A 23,483-nucleotide genomic window follows, 5' to 3' on the forward strand; every position below is an offset into this window, starting at 1 on the left:
TAAAGACCCGAGGTAAAAAGAATGGGTGGTATCAGTGTTTGGCAACTTCTAATCATTGCTGTAATTGTTGTATTGCTATTCGGAACTAAGAAACTACGCGGTATCGGTGGCGATCTGGGTGGTGCCGTTAAGGGCTTCAAAAAAGCAATGAGCGAAGATGAGCCTGCGAAGAAAGACGACAAAGACGCAGACTTCGAGCCAAAAAGTCTAGAAGAGCAGCAAAAGAAAGAAGCAGCTCCTGAATCGAAAAAAGACAAAGAGCAGGCGTAAAACGTGTTTGATATCGGTTTTTGGGAACTGGTATTAATATCTGTTGTTGGTCTGGTTGTTCTTGGTCCAGAGCGTTTGCCACATGCCATCCGCAGTGTCTCTCGTTTTGTCGGAGCAGCGAAGAGTATGGCAAATAGCGTCAAAGACGAGTTGTCACACGAGCTGAAAGTTCAAGAACTGCAAGAAAACTTGCGCAAAGCTGAGCAAATGGGGATGGATGATCTATCTCCTGAGCTGAAATCTTCGGTCGAAGAATTGAAGAAAGCGGCGCAATCTGTAAACCGCCCTTACGCGGAACCAACCAAATCAGAAGCGGAGCCTAAACAAGAGGCACCTGCGACTGAAACCGTTGAGAAAGCGGAAGAGATTAAGGTTACAGCGGCAGATAAGAAAGCCGAATAGTCTCATTAGGAGGAGCTACTAGTGATTGGTAGCTCCTTTTTGATCAGGTTTTAAAAAAGAGGTTTGCCATGTCTACCGTCGAGCAGACACAACCTTTAATTAGTCATTTATTAGAACTTCGCAACCGACTGCTCAAAGCCATTGCTGCAGTATTGGTGGTGTTTGTTGGACTAATTTACTTCTCTAACCACATCTATGAGTTTGTCTCAGCCCCTTTGGTAGAACGCTTACCTGAAGGTGCCACGATGATTGCTACCGATGTGGCTTCACCGTTTTTCACGCCTTTGAAGCTAACCTTGATTGCTTCGGTGTTTATTGCGGTGCCGTTTATCTTGTACCAAGTGTGGGCATTTGTTGCGCCAGGCTTGTACAAGCATGAACGTCGATTGATCATGCCATTGCTGTTCTCTAGCTCACTGTTGTTCTACTGCGGTGTTGCCTTTGCTTACTTCGTGGTATTCCCACTGGTGTTTGGCTTCTTTACCGCTATCTCTCTTGGTGGGGTAGAGTTCGCAACCGACATCTCAAGTTACCTCGACTTTGTGCTGGCGCTGTTTATGGCGTTTGGTATCGCGTTTGAAGTACCTGTGGCGATCATTTTGCTATGTTGGACTGGCGCAACCACACCACAAGATCTGAAAGAGAAGCGTCCATACATCATCGTGTGTGCATTTATTGTCGGTATGTTACTTACGCCGCCGGATATGATTTCTCAGACCCTACTGGCAATCCCTATGTGTTTGCTGTTTGAGGTGGGTTTGTTCTTCGCGCGTTTCTACACACGTAAAGATGAAGAAGAGCAAGTGGAAGAGTAAAGTAACTCCAACTCCACCATTTAGTATTAAAAAAGCGGCTCATGGAGCCGCTTTTTGGTATCTACAGTTTATCGAAGCTTGATTTCGTGACCGCATTTAGAGCAGACATATACTTCTTTAATTCCAATCAATTTTTGAAACCAACTGCGTTGTTGACGTTGTAAATACACTCCGTGATTACACATTGCGAATCCTATCTTTTTTATTTTATAAGCCGGCGGGCATTTTATGTGAAATCATGTACATAATTCAATGGGACTAACTATATAGTTAAGAGTACAACTATATGATTATGAAATAATTGGTTTGTAGCACTAAATTATCTATATACCCAAGTTGTTTGACGCAGCAATCGGGTCAATGACACGCTCCCAAAGGGCGACCTACCTTGGCTTGTATACTTTGTTGCCGATTCTTGATTTAGACCCACTAAACCTTTAAATCGCCGCCGCGTCTACAAACCAAGTCAGTCGCGCTGAACCTAGCATCTCGAGGTTACTTGGGTATACCAAGACTATGTAATTTTGCGGATGTATCCGCACCTTGAGCAGATGTATACCTCTTTGATGCCCATTAGTTTTTGCAATAGGGTGCGTTTTTGACGCTGTAAGTAAATACCGTGCTGGCAAGTGTTCATGAGCAGCCCATATCATTGAATATATGGGCAATAGTTTAGGGAGAGAAGCGCTTATATCTCAATAGCATGTTACTTATATATTTAATGTTAATTTATTGAATTATAAGGAAATGTTTGATTTTAAATTATGTAAGTACTTACATCACTTCAGGCTAAACAACTCTTCTGCGTTTTTGGTCGTCAGAGCATCAATCGCTTCAAGGCTTTCTCCGCGTAGTTCCGCCACGCGCGCCGCCACTAAAGAAGTGTAAGCTGGTTCGTTACGTTTCCCACGATGTGGAACAGGGGCAAGGTACGGGCAGTCTGTTTCTAGAATTATCCAGTTCATATCCAAATGCGGGATGACCTTATCCATACCGCCGTTTTTGAAGGTTGATACTCCGCCCAGACCTAAGTGGAACCCAAGCTCGTTGATCGCCTGTGCTTCTTCTAAACTGCCACCAAAACAATGGAATACACCACGCAAGCGACCATCTTGTTCTTGACGAAGTAAGGTCAGTGTTTCTTCAATTGAATCACGAGTGTGGATAACGACAGGCAAATCCATCTCTTTAGCCCAGGTTAACTGAGTCACAAACGCCATCTCTTGCTCTGCTCGGAAGGTTTTATCCCAGTACAGATCGATACCGATTTCACCCACTGCAATAAAGTTGTGCTTTTTAAACCAGCCATGGATGATTTCCAGTGTTTGCTCGACATTGCCATCGACGTAACATGGATGCAGCCCCATCATTGAACGACAAACCTCAGGATAAGCCGCTTCGGTTTTTAGCATCGGCTCAATAGACTCAAGATCGATGTTCGGCAGCAGAATTTTATCAATGCCTTGTTCTAAAGCGCGCTTCACTACCTCGTCGCGGTCGTTATCAAATTCGCTAGCGTAAATATGAGCGTGAGTATCGATCATGGTTGGTCTCTATGGTTTATCGGTGTATGGAATTAGTGAGAAGTATACTTGAGTGTGAGTGCGGGGTCATTTTCGGTTTTTTTCATGCCGTTTTTCCATATTGCTGCTCGCAAGGTGTATCAAGAGTGATATGATTTTGCCACCAGATGATTTGATCATCGTAACCTTCCAGACAAGGAGAAAGTGGTGTCTGTATCAATTCAAGGTCCATTCCCTGCACGCCGTATGCGTCGTATGCGTAAGCACGATTTTAGTCGTCGTTTGATGGCTGAAAACCAAGTTTCAGTAAACGATTTGATTTACCCAATGTTCATTCTGATGGGTAAAGATCGTCGTGAAAGTGTTGAATCGATGCCGGGTGTAGAACGTTTGTCGATTGATTTAATGCTAGAAGAAGCACAATACCTAGCAAACCTAGGCGTACCAGCAATCGCGCTTTTCCCTGTCGTAAACCAAGACGCTAAAAGCTTATGTGCTGCTGAAGCTTACAACCCTGAAGGTTTGGTTCAGCGCGCAGTACGTGCATTAAAAGAGCACGTGCCTCAAATCGGTGTGATCACAGACGTGGCACTTGACCCGTTCACTACTCATGGTCAAGACGGCATCATCGACGAAGATGGCTACGTGATGAATGATGAGACAACCGAAGTTCTCGTAAAACAAGCGCTGTCTCACGCAGAAGCGGGTGCAGACGTGGTTGCACCATCAGACATGATGGATGGCCGTATCGGTAAAATCCGTGAAGCACTAGAAGAAGCGGGTCACATCCATACTCAAATCATGGCTTACTCTGCGAAATACGCATCAAACTACTACGGTCCATTCCGTGATGCAGTTGGTTCATCAGCGAACCTAAAAGGTGGCAACAAGAAAAACTACCAAATGGACCCTGCGAATACGGATGAAGCGCTACATGAAGTGGCTCTTGATATCAATGAAGGCGCAGACATGGTGATGGTTAAGCCAGGTATGCCTTACCTTGATGTGGTTCGTCGTGTTAAGACTGAGCTTCAAGTTCCAACGTTCGCTTACCAAGTTTCTGGTGAGTACGCGATGCATAAAGCAGCCATCATGAATGGTTGGCTAAAAGAGCGCGAGACCGTGATGGAATCTCTGCTTTGCTTCAAACGTGCAGGCGCGGATGGCATCCTGACTTACTTCGCGAAAGATGTAGCAGAGTGGTTAGCGGAAGAAAACGCACAAGCTGCAGAGCACCTAGTAAAGACTCAAGAAGCGACAGACGAGTAATTATCGCTCAATGAGAAAAACCAGACCGACAATTGTTGTCGGTCTGAATATACCCAAGTACCCTCAAGACGGAATACACACGGCTTGAAGTTACTTGGGTATATTTATTTCTGGAGAGTAAGACAATGACAATGCTGATTCGTGAAGGCACACTGGAAGAAGCGATCCAAGTGGTGGCTCGTGTTACTGAGTTTGCACGTGGTGAGACGGTTGAATCCATGGCAGAGCGTCTTGGGGATAAAAAAAGCTTAATCTTAGTCGCTGAGAAAGCAGGAGCTATCCTTGGCTTTAAAATCGGCTATGAGTTAGATGATTACACCTTTTACAGCTGGTTTGGTGGCGTTGCGCCAGAAGCGCGCAATGAGGGTGTGGCTCAGATGTTATTGGAAGCGCAAGAAGAATGGGTCGCAGAGCAGGGCTACAAAACGTTAAAAGTGAAATCACGCAATCAATTTCCTGCCATGCTTCGTTTGTTGCTAAGAAACGACTATATCATTGAAAAGTTTGAAGAAAAAACCAACTTGCGTGAGTCTCGAGTCCACTTCATTAAGGCGCTATAAAAAATAAATGAGATTTTTTCTCATTTAGGTATTGACTGTTAAATGAGAATCATTATTATTAAACCTGTCTTAGGGAATGAGGAAAGTTCACAAGGACGTTGAGTTGCTAATTAACTGAGTGTTGAGAAGGTAATGAAACATTTTCCCCAGAACTTGCACGAATTCTTTTTGACACGACATTGCTCACATTGCTTCCAGTGTAATTTATAGCTTCTTGGTTAAGCTGCCATATAAATGGAAATAGCTTCACCACTTCTGCTAGGCGACCCAATTGGGTCGCTTTTTTCTTTTCTGAGATTTCTAATTGACGCCTCTATTGGCAACTTTTCCACATGTCATGATCATTTTAGGATCGTTGATCTTCTCGCCTGTTGGTATTTATTTTTATTAAAAACAATGTCTTACGTTGGTGTTTTGTTGGTTTTATTTCCGTTGGATAACCAGTGGATAATTTCTATAAACAGAGTTATCCACAAGAATGTGCAAATTTCGTGAATAACATCGGAAAATTTCCGCGACCTTGATCGAGCGAACAAGATAGATTCGGATCAGCAGTCATGGCATTCTAAGCAGATCTATTAAGTACTGATTTGGATACAGACAATTATGGCAAGTATTCCTGAAAATCCGTTGATTCTGATCGACGGCTCTTCTTATCTATATCGCGCTTTTCACGCTTACCCAGGCACGATGAGTAACGGTGAAATTCCAACTAACGCAGTTTACGGTGTAGTCAACATGTTACGCAGCATGATGCGTCAGTTTGCTTCTGATCGTATCGCAGTGGTTTTCGATGCGAAGGGTAAAACCTTCCGTGACGATATGTACCCGGAATACAAAGCGAATCGTCCACCAATGCCGGACGATCTTCGTTGCCAGATTGAACCTCTGCATAACGTTATTCGTGCTATGGGTCTGCCATTGATCTGTATTCCAGGTGTAGAAGCCGATGACGTGATTGGTACTCTGGCTTATCAAGCATCGCAGCAAGGCATGCCTGTTTTGATCAGTACTGGCGATAAAGATATGGCGCAGTTGGTGGATGACAACGTTACGTTGATCAACACCATGACGAACGTCGTGATGGATCGTGAAGGTGTGGTTGAGAAGTTTGGTATCCCACCAGAATTGATCATCGACTACCTAGCATTGATGGGTGATAAAGTTGATAACATTCCTGGCGTTCCGGGTGTGGGTGATAAAACCGCTACTGCTTTGCTACAAGGCATTGGTGGTCTGACTAAGCTGTATGAAAACCTCGACGATATCGCTGCGCTTGGCTTCCGTGGTTCAAAAACCATGGCGAAGAAGCTAGTCGACAACAAAGACAACGCAATGCTGTCTTACGAGCTAGCGACCATCAAGTTGGATGTGGAGCTGGAGGAGACGCCAGAATCATTGCTAAAAGCAGAACCAAGCACAGATGAACTGATCAAACTGTACGGTCAGTTGACGTTTAAGTCTTGGTTGAATGAGCTATTAGAAGGCGGCACAGGTGTAGTAGAAGCGGATGAATCAACCGGCGCTGCGCGTGGTGGTTCTGCTTCATCTAAAGCAGATATGGATACCTCAGCAGTAAAAATCGACCGTAGCCAGTATGAAACCATCCTAGATGAAGCTTCATTTAATGCTTGGTTAGACAAACTAAAGGCATCTGAATTAATTGCGTTTGATACCGAAACCGACAGCCTAGACTACATGGTGGCAAATCTAGTCGGTCTATCATTTGCGACCGATGAAGGCATTGCGGCTTATGTTCCAGTGGCTCATGACTACCTAGATGCGCCTCAGCAGCTGGATCGTGATTGGGTACTTGAACAGCTGAAGCCGATTCTTGAAGACGACGCTCAAGCGAAAGTCGGTCAAAACCTAAAATACGATGCATCTGTGTTGGCTCGCTACGGCATTGAGATGAAAGGCATCAAGCACGACACTATGTTGGCTTCTTACGTCTACAACAGTGTAGGCGGCAAGCACGATATGGACAGCTTGGCACTGCGCTTCCTACAGCACAGCTGCATTTCATTCGAGCAAATCGCAGGTAAAGGTAAAAACCAACTGACCTTCAACCAAATCGATCTGGATGAAGCTTCACCATATGCTGCAGAAGATGCAGATGTGACACTTCGTCTACATAACCGTTTGTTTGCTAACATCGAACAAGATGAAAAGCTAAAAACCGTATACGAAGAAATCGAAATGCCACTCGTGCCAGTGCTGTCTCGCATTGAACGTACTGGTGTATTGATTGATGACATGAAGCTTAGCGCACAGTCGGTAGAAATTGCTGCACGTCTGGACGAGCTTGAGCAAAAGGCGTACGAGATTGCAGAACAAGAGTTCAATATGAACTCACCGAAGCAACTGCAAGCGCTTCTGTTTGAAAAAATGGGTCTACCAGTTATCAAGAAGACGCCATCAGGCACACCTTCTACAAATGAAGAAGTGCTGCAAGAACTGGCTTTGGATTACCCACTACCAAAACTGATTTTGGAATACCGTGGTCTGGCGAAGCTAAAATCAACGTACACCGACAAACTACCGAAGATGATCAACCCATCAACGGGTCGTGTGCATACTTCTTACCACCAAGCGGTGACAGCAACGGGTCGTCTATCTTCAACCGATCCTAACTTGCAGAACATCCCAATTCGCAATGAAGAAGGTCGTCGTATTCGTCAGGCATTCGTTGCTCCTACGGGTTACAAGATTCTGGCAGTCGACTACTCTCAGATTGAATTGCGTATTATGGCGCATCTATCAGGTGACCAAGCACTGCTTGATGCGTTCCGTGATGGTAAAGATATCCACGCAGCAACGGCAGCAGAAATCATGGGCGTTTCTATTGAAGACGTTTCAAGTGAGCAACGTCGCCGTGCGAAAGCGGTTAACTTCGGTCTAATCTACGGCATGAGTGCATTTGGTTTGGCGAAGCAACTGGGTATTCCTCGTGGTGAAGCTCAAGCGTACATGGACAAGTACTTCGAGCGCTATCCAGGCGTGATGCAGTACATGGAAGACACGCGCAGTGCGGCTTCAGAGCAAGGCTTCGTCGAGACCATCTTTGGTCGCCGTCTACACCTTCCTGAAATTCAATCTCGTAACGGCATGCGTCGTAAGGCGGCAGAACGTGCAGCGATCAATGCACCGATGCAAGGTACCGCTGCGGACATCATCAAGAAAGCGATGTTGTTAGTTGATCAGTGGATTCAAGAAGAAGGCAACGGTCGAGTGAAACTTCTGATGCAAGTACACGATGAACTGGTATTTGAAGTTGAAGAGTCGTCTTTGTCCGAAATTGAAAGTAAAGTACAGAATTTGATGGAATCTGCAGCAGAGCTGAAAGTGCCTCTAGTGGCAGAAGCAGGTCATGGTGACAACTGGGATCAAGCACACTAGTCATTTTTAAGCCAATTTAGCCTATTTAGTATGAGCCAGCGCACAAACGCTGGCTTTTTTGTGTCATTAAAAAAGCAAATCAGATCTGAGATTTAATGTTGCTTAATAAAACTTTCATGAAAAAAAACTACAAAAGTTCTTTGCAAATCTGACCAATTGTTGTACATTATCTCTCGTAGGGTACAGAGGTAAGATGTTCTATCTTTCAGACCTTTTGTTTCACGTTATTGGATTAGGCTGATTCAGCCGCCCCAGTCAGTTTTTGACTGGGGCGTTTTTTATTGGGCGAAAGAAAAATTTTCTTTTTGATCAGTAAGTTAAGCTAAATCCTCAAAAACCTTCTTTTTTGACCTCTCTAAGTCACTGCAAAATCTCGATTTTTCCTTTAAATTTATTGCGTTATTCATGCTGTAAATTTACGCCAGTCACACTATTATTTTTTCTTGAAAGAAACTAAGTTACGTCTTTTTGATACTTCGTTTAACTTAACTATCTGAATGTTAAGACTATTGGATGGTTTGGGTGGGGATATTTGTCGGTGAGCAGGAAATAAGATTGCTTTTTAACCTATTGAAATCGAATCTCAGTTCAGTAATGCTTCGCCACATAACAATAATTACCAATTTTTCTCTCCCGTTATCCCTGCCAGGAAGGTGGGGATTTTTATTGCCTGAAATTCACGTTTTTAGATGACAGATAAACAAAAGCCCCACCAAAAGGCAGGGCTGTGTCGAAAAAATTTAACAAATTTTGTTAATTATTCTTCGCCGCTCTCTGGAGCGCCTTGCTCGTCTTCTTCAATCAAGTGTGCAAATGCTGGTGCAAACCAAGTGTCCAGTTTGGCACGTAGCTGATCGACACCTAGACCTTTCAGTGAAGAGAACACGTCAACCGATACGTCACCACCAAATGTTTCCACTTGCTTGCGGATTTTCAGTAGCGTTTGTTTGCGAGCACCGCTTTTCAGTTTGTCTGCTTTAGTCAGAAGAACTTGAACAGGGATGCGGCTGTCGATTGCCCAGAAAATCATTTGTTGGTCGAGATCTTTCATTGGGTGACGGATGTCCATCAGAACCACCAAGCCTTTTAGGCACTCGCGTTTCTGTAGGTATTCACCTAATGATTTTTGCCATTTGTTCTTCATCTCAACCGGTACTTGAGCGAAGCCATATCCTGGCAAATCGACAATGTGACAACCTTCTTCCACTTTGAAAAGGTTGATCAATTGAGTACGACCTGGTGTCTTTGATGTCTTTGCTAAGCTTTTTTGGTTAGTAAGACGGTTAAGTGCACTCGATTTACCAGCGTTTGAGCGTCCTGCAAACGCAATTTCGACACCTTCGTCCTCAGGTAAGTGACGAATATCGGGTGCGCTGGTGATGAAATGCGTGTTTTGGTAATGAATTTTTACGCTCACTGTTAACTCCATCTCGACTTTGTGTAGTCGATTGATTACTTTTTTGTGAAATTGTGTAAAATAACCGTGCTCGGCATAAGGTCGCCTATTGTACCATGAGTGTACGCGGTATGTTCACATTCCGTGGTACTGGAAGCTTGATAATTATAATGGAATGTCATGAAGAAATTAGCGCTAATTTTGAGTCTTTTAGCCAGTTGCTCAGTATGGGCCCAAGGTAATATTGAAGCTGGTAAAGCAAAATCACAAACTTGTGTCGCCTGTCACGGAGCGGACGGTAACAGTGCAATCGCAATGTACCCGAAACTTGCAGGCCAACACGCTAAGTATCTTGAGAAGCAGTTAAAAGATCTAAAACTAGGTATGACTAGTGGTGGTAAGCAAGGTCGTTACGACCCTGTGATGAGTGGTATGGCAATGCCACTGAGCGATGAAGACATCGCTGATCTATCTGCATACTATGCCTCTCTACCAATCTCAGAGAGTTCAACACCAGAAGATGTTGTTGACAAAGGTAAAGTACTTTACACCGCTGGTAACGCAGAACGCGGTCTAACCGCATGTATCGCATGTCACGGCCCTCGTGGTAACGGCACTGAGCTTTCAGGTTTCCCTAAAATTTCTGGTCAGCACTCTGACTACATCAAAGCTCAGCTAGAAAAGTTCCGTGATGGTAACCGTGGTAACGATATGAACGCCATGATGCGTGACATCGCGAAAAAAATGACAGACGAAGACATCGAAGTTCTGTCGAAATACGTTGGCGGTCTGCACTAAACCCCTACATAGTTCGAGCACAGTTATACAAATATGCCCTAGCTTTTTTGCTGGGGCATTTTTGTTAGTGATCTTGATCACATATGGATTTTCATTCACAAGTGATAGTTAGCTAGGTGCTTTGTGAGACATTTGCCATACTTGTTCGATACTATTTCTCATCTTGTTCTTTAAGTTATTGATAGATTGAACTATTTATTTTTGACCCAAAAAAACTATCAATAATTTTTTTCAATGACTTGTCGGTTTTTATCCAGTCCGTAAAGTAGAGGCTGTTCACAAGGAGTGAATGACAGGAATTTAGACCATGGATATAAGGTCTCCAAGGACGCAAACGAAGGACGTTTGATAGTCGGAAAAGGGACTTAGGTAGGCAAGGAGCCTATCAGATATGGATGGTCATCTAGTCTAACGGTTAAGACAGCGAAACGGATCAAGCTCAGGAAGTAGCTCAGTAGACAGGAAGTAAACGGATAGCCAAAACTCATCAGGAAGATGAAGAACAACACTTTTTGGCAAGGAAAGCTCGAAAAACAAAAGGATTCTTGGTGCACCAAATGAGTGCAACACAGTTTCGCCACTATTGGTGGCATTCAGAAAGCGACAGTCTCACTGTCGCTTTTTTTATACCTTCAATTCCGATAAAAACTTTTTTAACAAAAACTGCTGAAAAAGTATCCAGTAACACTCCAATCTGAGTCCACTTTCTGGTATGTTTCGCATCCCTGTTTGAGGAAGTCAGCATGCACACCTGTCCTTTATGCCAGAATCAGCGCACTCACCACTTTTTTGAAGATAAGCAACGCGAGTATCTTCAATGTGAGCAGTGCAGTTTGGTATTCGTCAATCCAGACCAACGTTTGGATGCGGAAACTGAAAAAGCTCATTATGATCTGCATGAGAACAATCCTGAAGATATGGGATATCGCCGTTTTTTGGCACGAATTGCTGACCCAATCACAGAGCGAATTTCACCACAATCGAACGGAATCGACTTTGGTTGTGGTCCGGGCCCTACGCTTTCCTTAATGTTAGAAGAAGCGGGGCACAACATGGCGTTGTACGATCTTTACTATCACCCAGATACTTGTGTGTTGGAAAAGCAGTACGATTTCATGACAGCAACAGAGGTGATCGAACACCTCTACCACCCAGATATGGTGTGGAAGCAATGGTTGAATTTAGTTAAGCCAGGTGGCTGGATAGGCCTGATGACGAAAATGGTCATCGATGTAGAAGCCTTTCGGACATGGCACTATAAGAACGATCCAACGCATGTGGTGTTCTTTAGCCGTGATACGTTCCAGTTCCTAGCAGAGCGGGATAAGCTCGAACTCGAATTTATTGGTAATGATGTAATTTTACTGAGGAAGACCCAGTAATGAGCCGTAAAAAGAAATCAAGAAAGCCAGGTGCCTCTGGCGCACCTGAGTTTGTAGTAACTCGTAACCGTACAGAATCAGATGTAGAAGGTCGTCTACGTAAGCGCGCGAAAAAGCGTAAAGGCTTGAAGACTGGTAGCCGCAACTCTGATGCGGAAGAGCAGAAGAAACAAGCCGCAGCGCAAAAACGCGATCCTCGCTTAGGCAGCAAGAAGAAGATTCCTCTGATTGTTGAGCCAGCGAAGAAGCAAACTAAACAAGAGCGTCGTCTATCTGCTGAGCAAGAGCTAGAGATGCTAGAAAACGATGCGCAATTGAACGTGTTGTTGGATCGTATCGAAGCGGGTGAGAACCTAGGTACTGGTTTACAGAAATATGTAGACGAGAAGCTAGATCGCATCGAGAAGCTAATGGATCAACTAGGTCTACTAGAGCCGGAAGAAGACGACGAAGACTTTACTGCGCCAGCAGTAAAAGGGTCTCGTAACGACGACGATCTACTTGCAGACTTCGACGATATCAACTTCGACGACTACAAAGGATAAGTAATCCATGAACGTAACCTTATTAGCGATTGCGGGTGCAGTGATTATTATCGCGCTGGCTTCTTATGCAGGTTACCTTCTGCTTCAATTGAAAAAGCAAAAGGAATTGCAGCTGAAGCATCAAAAATTGGCGATCGATAAGCGTAACGCCAACATTTTTGAGAACGTGCATACCTTGTGTCAGGCGGGCATCCAAGGGCAATGTGACTTGTCGGAAATCAGTATTCGTGTTTACAACATCATGGATTATGTCCAAGGTGAAGACCGTATCGATTTTGATGCCACATACCCTGCGATTTCTGAGTTGTACCATACCGTGAAAGATATGGCGCGCGGCGAAGATCGCCAGCAGCTTGCCAAAAAAGAACGTATGCAACAGAACCTGACGCGTCACAAAGCTGAACAGCGCTTAACGGACGCGATCATCGAAGAGCTCAAAGTGTTGCAAAAAGACGTTCAGCCACTGAATAACCAAATCAATATTCAGATGATCTAATTGGTGCCCCCGATGGTTTCCTTATAACCAATGGGGGTATCGTGATCACGCTAGCACTTCTTTGGTTTTATACTTAAAAAGCCGACAGCGACTACCGTAGTTGTCATCGTCGTATGGCAAAATAACGGTTTCTGAATATCGGGCGACGGCTTTCGTCTCCCTAGCATTTAACGGAAAGTACCACCATGTCGAATCAACACACTGAATCGAAACAGCAAATCGTCTGGGATCAAGCGGTATTGGATAAGTACAACTACTCTGGCCCGCGCTACACGTCGTACCCGACAGCACTGGAGTTTCATGAAGCGTTTACCATTTCGGACTACGATATGGCATGCACTCAGTACCCAGATCGTCCGCTATCTCTGTACGTTCACATTCCGTTTTGTCATAAGCTTTGCTACTACTGTGGCTGTAATAAAGTCATTACTCGCCATTCGCATAAGGCTGACGAATACTTGGATGTACTTGAGCACGAGATTCGTCAACGCGCGTCACTATTGGGTGAACGCCAGGTGACTCAATTGCACTTTGGTGGTGGTACACCAACTTTCCTATCTGAAAAGCAAATCACGCGTGTGATGAACTTGCTACGCCAAGAGTTTACGTTTAGTGCGGATGCGGAAATCAGTATTGAAGTTGACCCACGTGAAATCGAGCTCACTATGCTGGATCACTTGCGTGGTGAAGGCTTCAACCGTCTGAGCATTGGCGTGCAGGATTTCAATAAAGAAGTTCAACAGCTCGTGAACCGTGAGCAAGATGAAGCATTTATCTTTGCGATGGTTGCTCGTGCAAAAGAACTTGGTTTCCGCTCAACCAACCTTGATTTGATTTACGGTTTACCGAAGCAAACTAAGGCATCTTTTGCGAAGACACTAGAGCAAGTGTTAGAAATGCAGCCAGGTCGTTTGTCTGTGTTTAACTATGCGCACATGCCACAACTGTTTGCTGCGCAGCGTAAGATCAAAGACGAAGATTTGCCAAAAGCGGAAGAGAAGATGGCGATTCTGCAAGACACTATCGCTACGCTAACAGGTGCTGGTTACCAGTTCATCGGTATGGACCACTTTGCTATGCCAGATGATGAGCTTGCTGTTGCTCAACGTGAAGGCATCTTGCACCGCAACTTCCAAGGTTACACGACGCAAGGTGAATGTGACTTGGTAGGCTTTGGTGTTTCTGCAATTTCAATGATTGGTGATGCCTACGCACAAAACCAAAAAGAATTGAAAAAGTACTACGCACAAGTGAATGAATCTCGCCACGCGCTGTGGAAAGGTGTATCACTGGATGCGGATGATTTGCTACGTCGTGAAGTGATCAAACAGCTTATCTGTAACTTTAAGCTGGATAAGAAGGCGATTGAGTCTGAATTTGGCGTTAAGTTTGAGCAATACTTTAAAGAAGACCTAGAGCTACTACAAACCTTCATTAATGACGAGTTAGTGGAAGTGGATGACCGTGAAATGCGCGTTACGCTTCGTGGTCGTCTGTTGATCCGTAACATCTGCATGAGCTTCGATAAATACCTAAGAGCGAAAGCGCGTCAGCAGCAATTCTCGCGCGTTATCTAATCTTTAGCCGATTCTAGATATAAAAAATGCCAGCAAATGCTGGCATTTTTTTATGTTTTTGCGGCAATTAAGCGCGATCTTTCACTTTTTCTTTCAGTTCAGTTTTTTCTGCATCTGATAGGAAAGCGATGTCTAGACCGTTGATTTGCGCTTGGCGAATCTGTTCTTGAGTTAGGCCTGCTGCTGGTGCCGCCACTTCGTATTCGTAAGGCAGTTCAATACCTTCCACTGCTGGATCGTCCGTGTTTAGACACGCAAGTACGCCGTGATCTAGGAACTGTTTCAGTGGGTGGTTTGCTAATGATTCAACAGTGCTAGTTTGGAAGTTTGACGTTAGGCACGATTCAATACCAATACGGTTTTCTGCAAGGTAATCCATCAGTTTAGGATCGTGGATTGCTTTCACACCGTGACCGATACGTGTCGCTCCAAGCTCTTGAATAGCTTGCCACATGCTTTCTGCGCCAGCCGCTTCACCTGCGTGCACCGTTACATTCAGACCTGCGTCGCGCACTTGTTTGAAGTGAGACACAAAACGGTCACCTGGTTGACCAAGCTCATCACCAGCAAGGTCAACGGCAACCATGTGGTCTTTTTGGCTAAGGATTGCATCAAGCTCTTGCTGACACGCATCAGTACCGAAAGTACGGCTCATGATACCGATTAGGTTTGCCTTGATACCGAAATCACGCATACCCGCTTGCACGCCATCAACTACTGCTTCTACTACGCCTGCGACTGGTAGTTTGTGTTTCATCGCCATGTAGTATGGAGAGAAACGCAGTTCTGCGTAATCAATTTGCGCGTTTAGTGCGTCTTCAACGTTTTCGTAAGCAACGCGGCGACACGCATCTAGATCACCCAACACTGCTACGCCCCAATCAAGCTTAGAAAGGAAAGCAACAAGAGATGGCTCAGCTTCAACAATTTGAACGTGTGGTGTTAGTGATTCGATGTCGTAAGCAGGTAGCGCAATACCAAATTGCTGACCAAGCTCAAGAATAGTCTTAGTACGAATGTTGCCGTCAAGGTGACGGTGCAAATCAGTTAGGGGAAGATTCTTAGTTATCATTATGGCGATCCGGGTTTGTTGTGAACAGGAACTCAGCCCAAACATTATCAATGACAATACATGGGGAAGATTTGCAGTTAAGTATAAATAACAGTTAGGCAAGTTGTCAGTAGAGGATGACTAGGAAATCAACGATTTCAGCTGTTTTCTACTTCATGTTAACCAAATGTGTTGGCCATTCTTCCATCGGCATTGGGCGACTGTAGTAGAAACCCTGAACCTGATTACAGCCAAGTGAACTGAGCAGTTGTGCTTGCGCAGCCGTTTCCACGCCTTCTGCTACTACATTGGTCTTCATGCCTTTGGTGATATTGATGATCGCTGATACAACAGAGCTGTCGAGGTTCTCTTTAGTCAGACGATTAATAAAGGTGCGGTCTATCTTCAAGCAGGTAAACGGTAATGCGTGTAAGTAAGCCAGAGATGAGTAACCTGTGCCGAAGTCATCAATAGCAATACCTAGTCCCATTTCTCGCAGTTTGAGCAAATTATCTAGTGTCGTTGGTGCGCTGTCGATGATGCGCGACTCGGTGATCTCCAGCGTCACATTGGTAGCAGGCAGCCCCGTTGTTCGCAGCACTTTCGCCACGGATTCAACAAAGTTAGGGCTTGAAAGCTGATGAACCGACACATTAACGTGTAATTGGAAGTCTTCAGGCCAACGTCTACTGTCGATTGCTTTACGAGTATCACTACACGCTTGGAATAAGATTTGTTGACCAATGGTCTTGATCATGCCGCTTTCTTCGGCGATTGGGATGAAATCTAACGGAGATACCATTCCCGAATCACTGTGCCAGCGTGCGAGTGCTTCGGCGCCACAAATGTTGCCTGATGCAAGATCAATAATAGGTTGGTAGAAAGGCACAAATTCACGGTTATCGATGCCTGTTTGAATCTTAGCGATCATCTGAGTTCGGAATTTAGACGCGCTCGCCATTTCAGGGCTGTAGTGGCAGACGCTGGTGCGAGAATCTTGTTTCGCGTAACTCAACGCAATACTGGCATTACGCAGCCATAAAGACATTGTCTGATCGGGCTGAGTGCGTACGACGCCAATAGAAACTTTAATGACGACCGTTTCACCATCAAGAACAAATGGTGCTGCCAATAGTTGGTGTAAACGGCGCTCAACTAAGCTGATGTCGCTATCACTGTTTGTGTTGGGCATGAATACGGCAAACTCATCACCACCGATGCGCGCTAGTGTCGCTTCATCTTGCAGTTGCTGTTTAAGGCGTTCAGCGATGTGTATCAGAAGCTTATCGCCGTTGTGATGACCAACACTGTCATTGATATCTCTAAATTTGTTGATCCCAATAAGATACAAACTCCCTTGCCCTGAGTGAGGTAAGCTGTCACTCACTTCTATTAGCCCTTGGCGGCTATACAGGCGGGTTAGAGAATCAAACTCAAGTTGTTCACGCAGTGCTTTAAAGGACGCTTTGAGATTGCTTGCCATCTCGTTAAACGCTTGCACCAGAATAGTCGTCTCGTACACATAACCAGGGCGAGGCATAGTGCTATCCCAATCGCCTTTCGCAAGGTGTTGGGCTGCTGTCGCTGTGGCATTGATGGGGCGAGTAACTCGGCTGAAGATAAGCATGCTAATGACGATGCCAACTAAGCTAACGAAAATACCCACCATCCAGCTTCTTTGCTGGTTCTTTGGTAGGGTGCCAAGCAGTTCTGTCTCAGAGATCGAAGTGCCAATAAACCAAGTTAAACCGTTAGCATCATGATATGGTGTGACTCGGCTAAAGGTGCGCTGACCGTTGAAGTCGAACTCAAAAGTATAAGGCTTATCGCTGTAGCTTAGGTTTTTGCCACTGACGCGAGCCGCGCTCATCTGAATGACTGGATCTGCGCTTTCTGAAGCGAATAAGCGCTGACCTTTATCTGAGAACTTTGTCCCCCAAGAAATGACACTACCTTGTCCAGAGTGCGCCACTAAGCGTTGCTCTTGGTCCATGATGTAAACCGAGGCATTCGTATCTTGCTTAAGCTTTTGCAAAAATAAGTTAAACGTATTGATGCGCACATCGGTTACCAACACACCAGCAAACTCACCCATTTCATAGATAGGCGTCATCGCTGACAGAGTGATGTCTTGACGTTCGTCGGCATTAGCATAGATGCTCGACCAACGAGGTTTGTTGTCTTGAGCGATGGGTTGGTACCAAGGACGAGTGCGAGGATCGTAAGGCTCGATGATGGTGCGAATGTCATCACTGATGGTTTCACTACCGTAAATCACTAAGTTGCCATTGGTTCGATGGTCTTGAAGCATCAGTGTATAGGCGCCATCAGATTCACGACGAAAACCTGTAAAGTCCCCAGATTCTGAACCGAATGCAATGACATCTAACTGTGGGATCGAATGATACAAATCCTTAAAGGCACTTAACAGATAGTCTTGGATTTCTTTGGTGTCGTGCGGGCGATAAAGATTGTGGTAACTAACGTTGTGACCAAGCGCAGTCACTGCAGTGAAAGGCTTGCGCAGGTAATCATTCAGATGATCGTGGACACTCTCTGTTAATACAGAAAGCTGTTTGTCACTGATGTCGGTAACAACCTCTTCATAGCTCTGTTTCTGGACGTAAACAATCACACTGATAGCCAGCAAAAAAATCATCACAAAAGGGATGAGTACAGCGGTGCGTAGTGTAATTTGAGTCGTTGCGTTTGACATTGCCTAGCCATATAAGGGGTGTCGTACCATAATTGTACTGATACTTAGGTTATCAAGCGAGAGCAAAAGTGTGCGCTTGATAACCTTTTGTCAAACTCGTTGCCGCTTAAGGTCAGTACAGTTCTTTCAATTTTCTGGTTAGGGTATTGCGTCCCCAACCTAATACTTTAGCGGCATCTTGCTTATGACCTTTAGTATGTTCTAATGCGGCTTCCAATAAAATGCGCTCAAATTCTGGTAAAGCGTAGGAAAGCAGTTCTTTATCCCCAGCTTCTAGCGCATGGCGTGCCCAATCCGCCAATTGTTCTTGCCAACTGCCGCTGGTGGTTTCAGTGATGATTTTCTTTTCTTCCAGCAATTCGGCAGGCAAATCACTAGGTAGCACCTCACTTCCGCTGGCCATAACGGTTAACCAGCGACAGATGTTTTCCAGTTGGCGAACGTTACCCGGCCAATCAAGGCGATTAAGAATTTCCACCGAAGATGGATGCAGGGTTTTGGTTTCAACACCGAGTTCATCAGCCGCTCGAACGAGGAAGTGTTGGGTGAGCTTTTCAATGTCTTGCTTACGTTCTCTCAGTGCGGGGATTTGCACGCGAATAACGTTCAAACGATGGAATAAATCCTCGCGGAAATCACCCTCATGGACCAATTTTTCAAGGTTTTGGTGGGTGGCTGCGACAATACGAACGTCGACACGGATTGGAGAGTGCCCGCCAACGCGATAAAACTGACCATCCGCCAACACGCGCAATAATCGGGTCTGAATATCTAATGGCATGTCACCGATTTCATCCAAAAACAGCGTGCCACCATTGGCTTGCTCAAAGCGACCTTGACGGACGCTATTGGCACCAGTAAATGCGCCTTTCTCGTGACCAAACAGTTCCGATTCAATCAAGTCTTTTGGGATCGCAGCCATATTGAGGGCAATAAAAGGTTTGTTGGCGCGCGGACTGTGGCGGTGCAAGGCATGAGCAACCAATTCTTTGCCGGTACCCGACTCACCGTTGATCAGAACAGAAATAGAAGAGCGCGATAAACGACCGATAGCACGAAATACTTCTTGCATTGCTGGTGCTTCACCAATGATTTCAGGTGTATCAGTAGGGATATCGTCCGGTAGAAGTTGCTCGCGCTTGTTCTCTTGGCTGTGAGCGATGGCGCGCTCTACCAATGTGAGCGTTTCGTCGATATCAAACGGTTTGGGCAAGTATTCAAAAGCGCCTTTTTGGTAGGCGTTCACTGCCGCATCTAAATCGGAATGCGCCGTCATGATGATGACGGGGAGATCTGGGTAGTCGCGTTGTACTTGTTTTAATAGCTCTAAGCCATCGATACCCGGCATGCGAATGTCAGAAACTAAAACGTCTGGTACTTCACGTTCTAGCGCCATTAAAACGCTTTCCCCATCCGCATAGGTTTCGCATTTGATGTCGGCTGAGGAGAGGGTTTTCTCCATGACCCAACGAATCGAACTGTCGTCATCGACGACCCAAACATATCCTTTACTCATGTAATAAATCCTTGCAGCAAAAGCCTAAAAACTGACGAATAGCAAAGCCAATTAACCAAGTCAGATTGGCAAATAAATAGTAAAAGTGGTGTGACCTGGCCAACTCTCGACATCAATCTTGCCGTTATGCTGGTCGATCAAATTTTGTGAAATAGATAGCCCAAGTCCGGTTCCGCCTTCGCGTCCACTGACCATAGGGTAGAAAAGCGTGTCTTGCAGTTCGGGTGGAATTCCTGGTCCGTTATCAGTGATTTCAACGCGAGCCGCGAGTTTGCAACGCTGACCATGAATGTTGGCTTGATGCACCGTTCTGGTGCGTATGGTGATTTTACCGTGTTCTTGGTGGGACAGAATCTGTGCCGCATTGCTGACGATGTTGAGCATTGCCTGCTCGATTTGGTCCGCGTCCATCAAAATCTCTGGCAAGCTCGGATCGTAGTCTCGTTCGATGACGAGCGAATACTGTGACTCCAATTCGACTAATTGACGTACCTTCTCCAACACTTGGTGCAGGTTTTCTTGTGCTTTCTTACCCGGCTTTTGCGGTCCAAGAAGACGATCAACCAAGGCTCTCAATCGGTCAGCTTGTTCAATGATGATGTGTGTGTATTCCGTCAAGGAAGGGTCGGGCAGCATTTTTTCCAATAGTTGTGCTGCGCCGCGTAAACCGCCGAGTGGGTTTTTAATTTCATGCGCCAAACCGCGAACTAACAGTTTCGCCGCTTGTTGTTGAGCGTGTTGATTGAGCTCTTGAGTTAGGCGGCGTTGCTGATCAATTTTGCGCATCTCAACCAACAACATCAGCTGTTTTTGCCATGTAATAGGACTGACGGTAACTTCGAGCATCAAAGGACGCCCATCGACGACAAAAGTGACGTCACTGTCAGTGATGCTTTGTCCGCTCTGCAATGGTTGAGTGAGCAGGGCGAGATCCAGTGACGCATGCTGAATTAACTGAGATAACGACTGTTCAACAATGCGTTTAGCACTTTGTGAGAACAACAACTCAGCCGCGGGATTGGCGTAACGTACCGCTAACCCATCATCAAGAATCAGCGTAGCTGTCACCATATTATTGAGAATGGCACTGGAGAGACTGGTATCCACATTACGTCCTTGTTTGCGTTGTGATTGTGCGTTGCACTATATTGGTGCAATAGAACGTAAGTATGGCGAATAAATCTAAGAAGAAAAAGTGAAAAGCGCCATCAGAGTGCGGTTTTTTTCACTTAATATTCTACTTTGCCCCTTTAATGGTCGGCTTGATACTCGCTCTATGTAAATGCACCGTTATAGGGCTAGTAGATGCAATAAGCTTGCCGCTTCTTTTGGCTTTTACCGCAAGGGTGTGCGTGCCACGGTCGATATTGTTTAACTGCCAAGTTAAGCGGCTTTGAGGAGCTCCATAAGGCTTACCATCAAGGATGAGTTGCAGTTGTTCGCCGATGCCTAATTTGCGGTTTGCTTCGAGCTGAATATTGATGACACCAGAGTTACTGCGAATGGTTTCATCGTGTTGTGGGGTGAGCATAGTGAGGGAAAGGGGTAACGGTTTATCCGTTTTAGTTTTTTTCTCTGTGGTCGGCTCCTGAGCTGCATTTGCTTGTGGAGCGAGAGACTCGGTGCTCTCCACTTTAGGGGCTGGAGCGCTGGATTCAAGATTTGGCAGAGAGATGGTCTTTGCGCCTTGGTTTGGTGTGTCACTGAAGTGCACCACACCGTCTTTATCCACCCAAGTGTACGCGACTTGAGCTAAGGCTGTCGTTGCAATCAGTACACTACTGAGGGCGCATAGTGATGGTAAAAGCTGAACTTTCATTGCTCACCTTCTTTTGATAGATGATTTCACGTTTAGGTGCTTAGCTCTTTGACTTATCAAGCAAAAGAGTCTGAGCGTATTTTAGTTATCCCTCCATGTTAAACGCCCAAATAGAGTGAGCGAATACAAAAAAGGCCCGCCTGCGAGGCGAGCCTAATATTTTGTAACTGCGTTTACATTTTACACAGCTGAAACCTTATACAGAGTAGTAAAGTTCGAACTCAAGTGGGTGAGTTGTCATGTTTACTTTCTCTACGTCTTGAGACTTAAGACCGATGTAAGAATCGATGAAGTCGTCAGAGAATACACCACCTGCAGTTAGGAACTCACGGTCTGCATCTAGTTCTTCTAGTGCATCTTTTAGTGAGTATGCAACAGTTGGGATTTCTGCTGCTTCTTCAGCTGGTAGGTCGTAAAGGTCTTTATCCATCGCTTCACCTGGGTGGATCTTGTTCTTAATACCGTCAAGACCAGCCATTAGCATTGCTGCGAAACATAGGTATGGGTTAGCCGCTGGGTCACCGAAACGAACTTCGATACGACGCGCTTTAGGGCTTGGTACCACTGGGATACGGATAGAAGCAGAACGGTTACGCGCTGAGTAAGCTAGCATTACTGGTGCTTCGAAGCCTGGTACAAGACGCTTGTACGAGTTAGTTGATGGGTTCGCAAATGCGTTGATTGCGCGAGCGTGCTTGATGATACCGCCGATGTAGTAAAGTGCAGTTTCAGATAGACCGCCGTACTTGTCACCAGCAAATAGGTTTACGCCATCTTTTGCTAGAGATTGGTGAACGTGCATGCCGCTACCGTTGTCGCCAACTAGTGGTTTAGGCATGAATGTCGCCGTCTTACCAAATGCGTGAGCAACGTTGTGTACTACGTACTTGTAGATTTGAATTTCGTCAGCTTTCGTTGTTAGCGTGTTGAAGCGAGTTGCGATTTCGTTTTGACCCGCAGTTGCTACTTCGTGGTGGTGCGCTTCTACAACTAGACCCATTTCTTCCATTACTAGACACATTGCAGAACGGATGTCTTGAGATGAATCTACTGGAGCTACTGGGAAGTAACCACCTTTAACGCCTGGACGGTGACCTTTGTTACCTTCTTCGTAATCAGAACCTGTGTTCCATGCTGCTTCTACGTCATCAATCTTGAAGAAAGAACCAGACATGTCAGTTGCGAACTTAACGTCGTCGAATAGGAAGAACTCTGGCTCAGGACCGATAAGAACGGTGTCTGCAATACCAGTAGAGCGCATGAAGTCTTCTGCGCGCTTAGCGATAGAGCGTGGGTCGCGGTCGTAGCCTTGCATTGTTGCAGGCTCAAGGATGTCACAACGGATGTTTAGCGTTGCATCTTCAGTGAATGGGTCAAGCACTGCAGAAGATGCGTCTGGCATCATAACCATGTCTGATTCGTTAATGCCTTTCCAGCCAGCAACTGATGAACCATCGAACATTTTACCTTCTTCGAAGAAGTCTGCGTCGATTTGGTGAGCAGGGATAGAGATGTGCTGCTCTTTACCTTTTGTATCAGTGAAGCGTAGGTCAACAAACTTAACTTCGTTTTCTTGGATCAGTGATAAAACGTTTTCTACTGACATCTTGGATAACCTCCAGTGTTAATAAAGCGGTAAAAGCTCGATTTATGAAACATTAATTAAATCCAGCATTGATTAATCTGTTTGACATTTTATTAATCGATGCTGGTTTCTCTAAAGCCAAAACCGTGCCAAAAAAATTATTCCATTAATTTCAATGGATTGCGTTTTTATACGCTAGTTTGGTGCAAACGATTGCACCAAAATGATCTGTAGGTGCACCGTTATGGTGCATTATTTTATTATTGCACCACAATGTGACAACTACGTTGCTTATTCAGCCCAGTTTTTGAGCAAGAGTCAATTTGTAATATGCGCGATTGGAATAAAGTTGCGTTGAATCAAT

General features: G+C 45.2%; 19 protein-coding genes. 11 read left to right on the top strand and 8 right to left on the bottom strand.

Annotated features, from left to right (window positions below; translation table 11 throughout):
• Positions 1-21: 21 nt before the first annotated feature.
• The 3 genes from tatA (at position 22) to tatC (ending at position 1,487) form a co-directional block, all read left to right on the top strand.
• A complete protein-coding gene (tatA, locus tag ABMY42_RS15385) occupies positions 22-270 on the top strand; it encodes a Sec-independent protein translocase subunit TatA (protein ID WP_005429959.1) in 249 nt (82 codons plus the stop codon).
• Between the two features lie 3 nt (positions 271-273).
• Entirely contained in the window at positions 274-672 is a 399-nt protein-coding gene (tatB, locus tag ABMY42_RS15390) for a Sec-independent protein translocase protein TatB (protein ID WP_005430029.1), read from the top strand.
• Positions 673-740: 68 nt separating this feature from the next.
• The gene (tatC, locus tag ABMY42_RS15395) at positions 741-1,487 is read left to right on the top strand and encodes a twin-arginine translocase subunit TatC (protein ID WP_005448551.1); all 747 of its coding nucleotides are present in this window, start codon (positions 741-743) and stop codon (positions 1,485-1,487) included.
• Positions 1,488-2,266: 779 nt separating this feature from the next.
• Here tatC and ABMY42_RS15400 read toward each other — a convergent pair.
• Positions 2,267-3,031, bottom strand: coding sequence for a TatD family hydrolase (locus ABMY42_RS15400; protein ID WP_349266522.1), 765 nt, complete (start codon positions 3,029-3,031; stop codon positions 2,267-2,269).
• Positions 3,032-3,217: 186 nt separating this feature from the next.
• Between ABMY42_RS15400 and hemB the strand changes: the two genes are divergently transcribed.
• The 3 genes from hemB to polA all read left to right on the top strand — a co-directional run bounded on the left by hemB (position 3,218) and on the right by polA (position 8,238).
• Entirely contained in the window at positions 3,218-4,279 is a 1,062-nt protein-coding gene (gene hemB, locus ABMY42_RS15405; protein WP_005448548.1) for a porphobilinogen synthase, read from the top strand.
• Positions 4,280-4,404: 125 nt separating this feature from the next.
• The gene (locus ABMY42_RS15410; RefSeq protein WP_009701602.1) at positions 4,405-4,839 is read left to right on the top strand and encodes a GNAT family N-acetyltransferase; all 435 of its coding nucleotides are present in this window, start codon (positions 4,405-4,407) and stop codon (positions 4,837-4,839) included.
• Positions 4,840-5,445: 606 nt separating this feature from the next.
• Positions 5,446-8,238: a DNA polymerase I gene (polA, locus tag ABMY42_RS15415; protein WP_050907070.1), complete on the top strand. Its 2,793-nt coding sequence runs from the start codon at positions 5,446-5,448 to the stop codon at positions 8,236-8,238.
• A 757-nt stretch (positions 8,239-8,995) separates the two neighbouring features.
• Here polA and yihA read toward each other — a convergent pair.
• A complete protein-coding gene (yihA, locus tag ABMY42_RS15420; RefSeq protein WP_009698995.1) occupies positions 8,996-9,655 on the bottom strand; it encodes a ribosome biogenesis GTP-binding protein YihA/YsxC in 660 nt (219 codons plus the stop codon).
• A 159-nt stretch (positions 9,656-9,814) separates the two neighbouring features.
• Here yihA and ABMY42_RS15425 point away from each other — a divergent pair, with 159 nt between their 5' ends.
• The 5 genes from ABMY42_RS15425 to hemN all read left to right on the top strand — a co-directional run bounded on the left by ABMY42_RS15425 (position 9,815) and on the right by hemN (position 14,432).
• Complete coding sequence (locus tag ABMY42_RS15425; protein WP_005448544.1) at positions 9,815-10,432, top strand: c-type cytochrome; 618 nt, start codon at positions 9,815-9,817, stop codon at positions 10,430-10,432.
• Between the two features lie 743 nt (positions 10,433-11,175).
• Entirely contained in the window at positions 11,176-11,814 is a 639-nt protein-coding gene (locus tag ABMY42_RS15430; RefSeq protein ID WP_050907069.1) for a class I SAM-dependent methyltransferase, read from the top strand.
• A complete protein-coding gene (gene yihI / locus ABMY42_RS15435) occupies positions 11,814-12,359 on the top strand; it encodes a Der GTPase-activating protein YihI (RefSeq protein ID WP_005448540.1) in 546 nt (181 codons plus the stop codon). Before ABMY42_RS15430 ends, yihI begins: the two co-directional genes overlap by 1 nt.
• 7 nt (positions 12,360-12,366) lie before the next feature.
• The gene (locus tag ABMY42_RS15440) at positions 12,367-12,855 is read left to right on the top strand and encodes a DUF2489 domain-containing protein (protein WP_005448538.1); all 489 of its coding nucleotides are present in this window, start codon (positions 12,367-12,369) and stop codon (positions 12,853-12,855) included.
• A gap of 185 nt (positions 12,856-13,040) precedes the next feature.
• Positions 13,041-14,432 carry an oxygen-independent coproporphyrinogen III oxidase gene (gene hemN, locus ABMY42_RS15445; RefSeq protein ID WP_349266523.1) on the top strand — a complete coding sequence of 464 codons (1,392 nt, stop codon included), beginning with the start codon at positions 13,041-13,043 and terminating at the stop codon, positions 14,430-14,432.
• A gap of 67 nt (positions 14,433-14,499) precedes the next feature.
• Here hemN and add read toward each other — a convergent pair whose 3' ends face one another.
• The 6 genes from add to glnA form a co-directional block, all read right to left on the bottom strand.
• Positions 14,500-15,504: an adenosine deaminase gene (gene add, locus ABMY42_RS15450; RefSeq protein WP_005448535.1), complete on the bottom strand. Its 1,005-nt coding sequence runs from the start codon at positions 15,502-15,504 to the stop codon at positions 14,500-14,502.
• Between the two features lie 148 nt (positions 15,505-15,652).
• Positions 15,653-18,199: an EAL domain-containing protein gene (locus tag ABMY42_RS15455; RefSeq protein ID WP_009698990.1), complete on the bottom strand. Its 2,547-nt coding sequence runs from the start codon at positions 18,197-18,199 to the stop codon at positions 15,653-15,655.
• A 112-nt stretch (positions 18,200-18,311) separates the two neighbouring features.
• Positions 18,312-19,715 (bottom strand): nitrogen regulation protein NR(I), encoded by a 1,404-nt coding sequence (gene glnG, locus ABMY42_RS15460; protein WP_005448532.1) that lies wholly within the window; start codon positions 19,713-19,715, stop codon positions 18,312-18,314.
• 60 nt (positions 19,716-19,775) lie between these two features.
• Complete coding sequence (gene glnL, locus ABMY42_RS15465; protein WP_230844640.1) at positions 19,776-20,786, bottom strand: nitrogen regulation protein NR(II); 1,011 nt, start codon at positions 20,784-20,786, stop codon at positions 19,776-19,778.
• A 166-nt stretch (positions 20,787-20,952) separates the two neighbouring features.
• A complete protein-coding gene (locus tag ABMY42_RS15470) occupies positions 20,953-21,534 on the bottom strand; it encodes a DUF4124 domain-containing protein (RefSeq protein WP_009698989.1) in 582 nt (193 codons plus the stop codon).
• A gap of 196 nt (positions 21,535-21,730) precedes the next feature.
• Positions 21,731-23,140, bottom strand: a complete 1,410-nt coding sequence (gene glnA, locus ABMY42_RS15475) for a glutamate--ammonia ligase (RefSeq protein WP_005448527.1) — start codon at positions 23,138-23,140, stop codon at positions 21,731-21,733.
• Between the last annotated feature and the right edge of the window lie 343 nt (positions 23,141-23,483).

Origin of the sequence: Vibrio sp. SSH13-20 (genome assembly GCF_040104475.1) — a bacterium.
Classification (GTDB): Bacteria; Pseudomonadota; Gammaproteobacteria; order Enterobacterales; family Vibrionaceae; genus Vibrio; species Vibrio harveyi.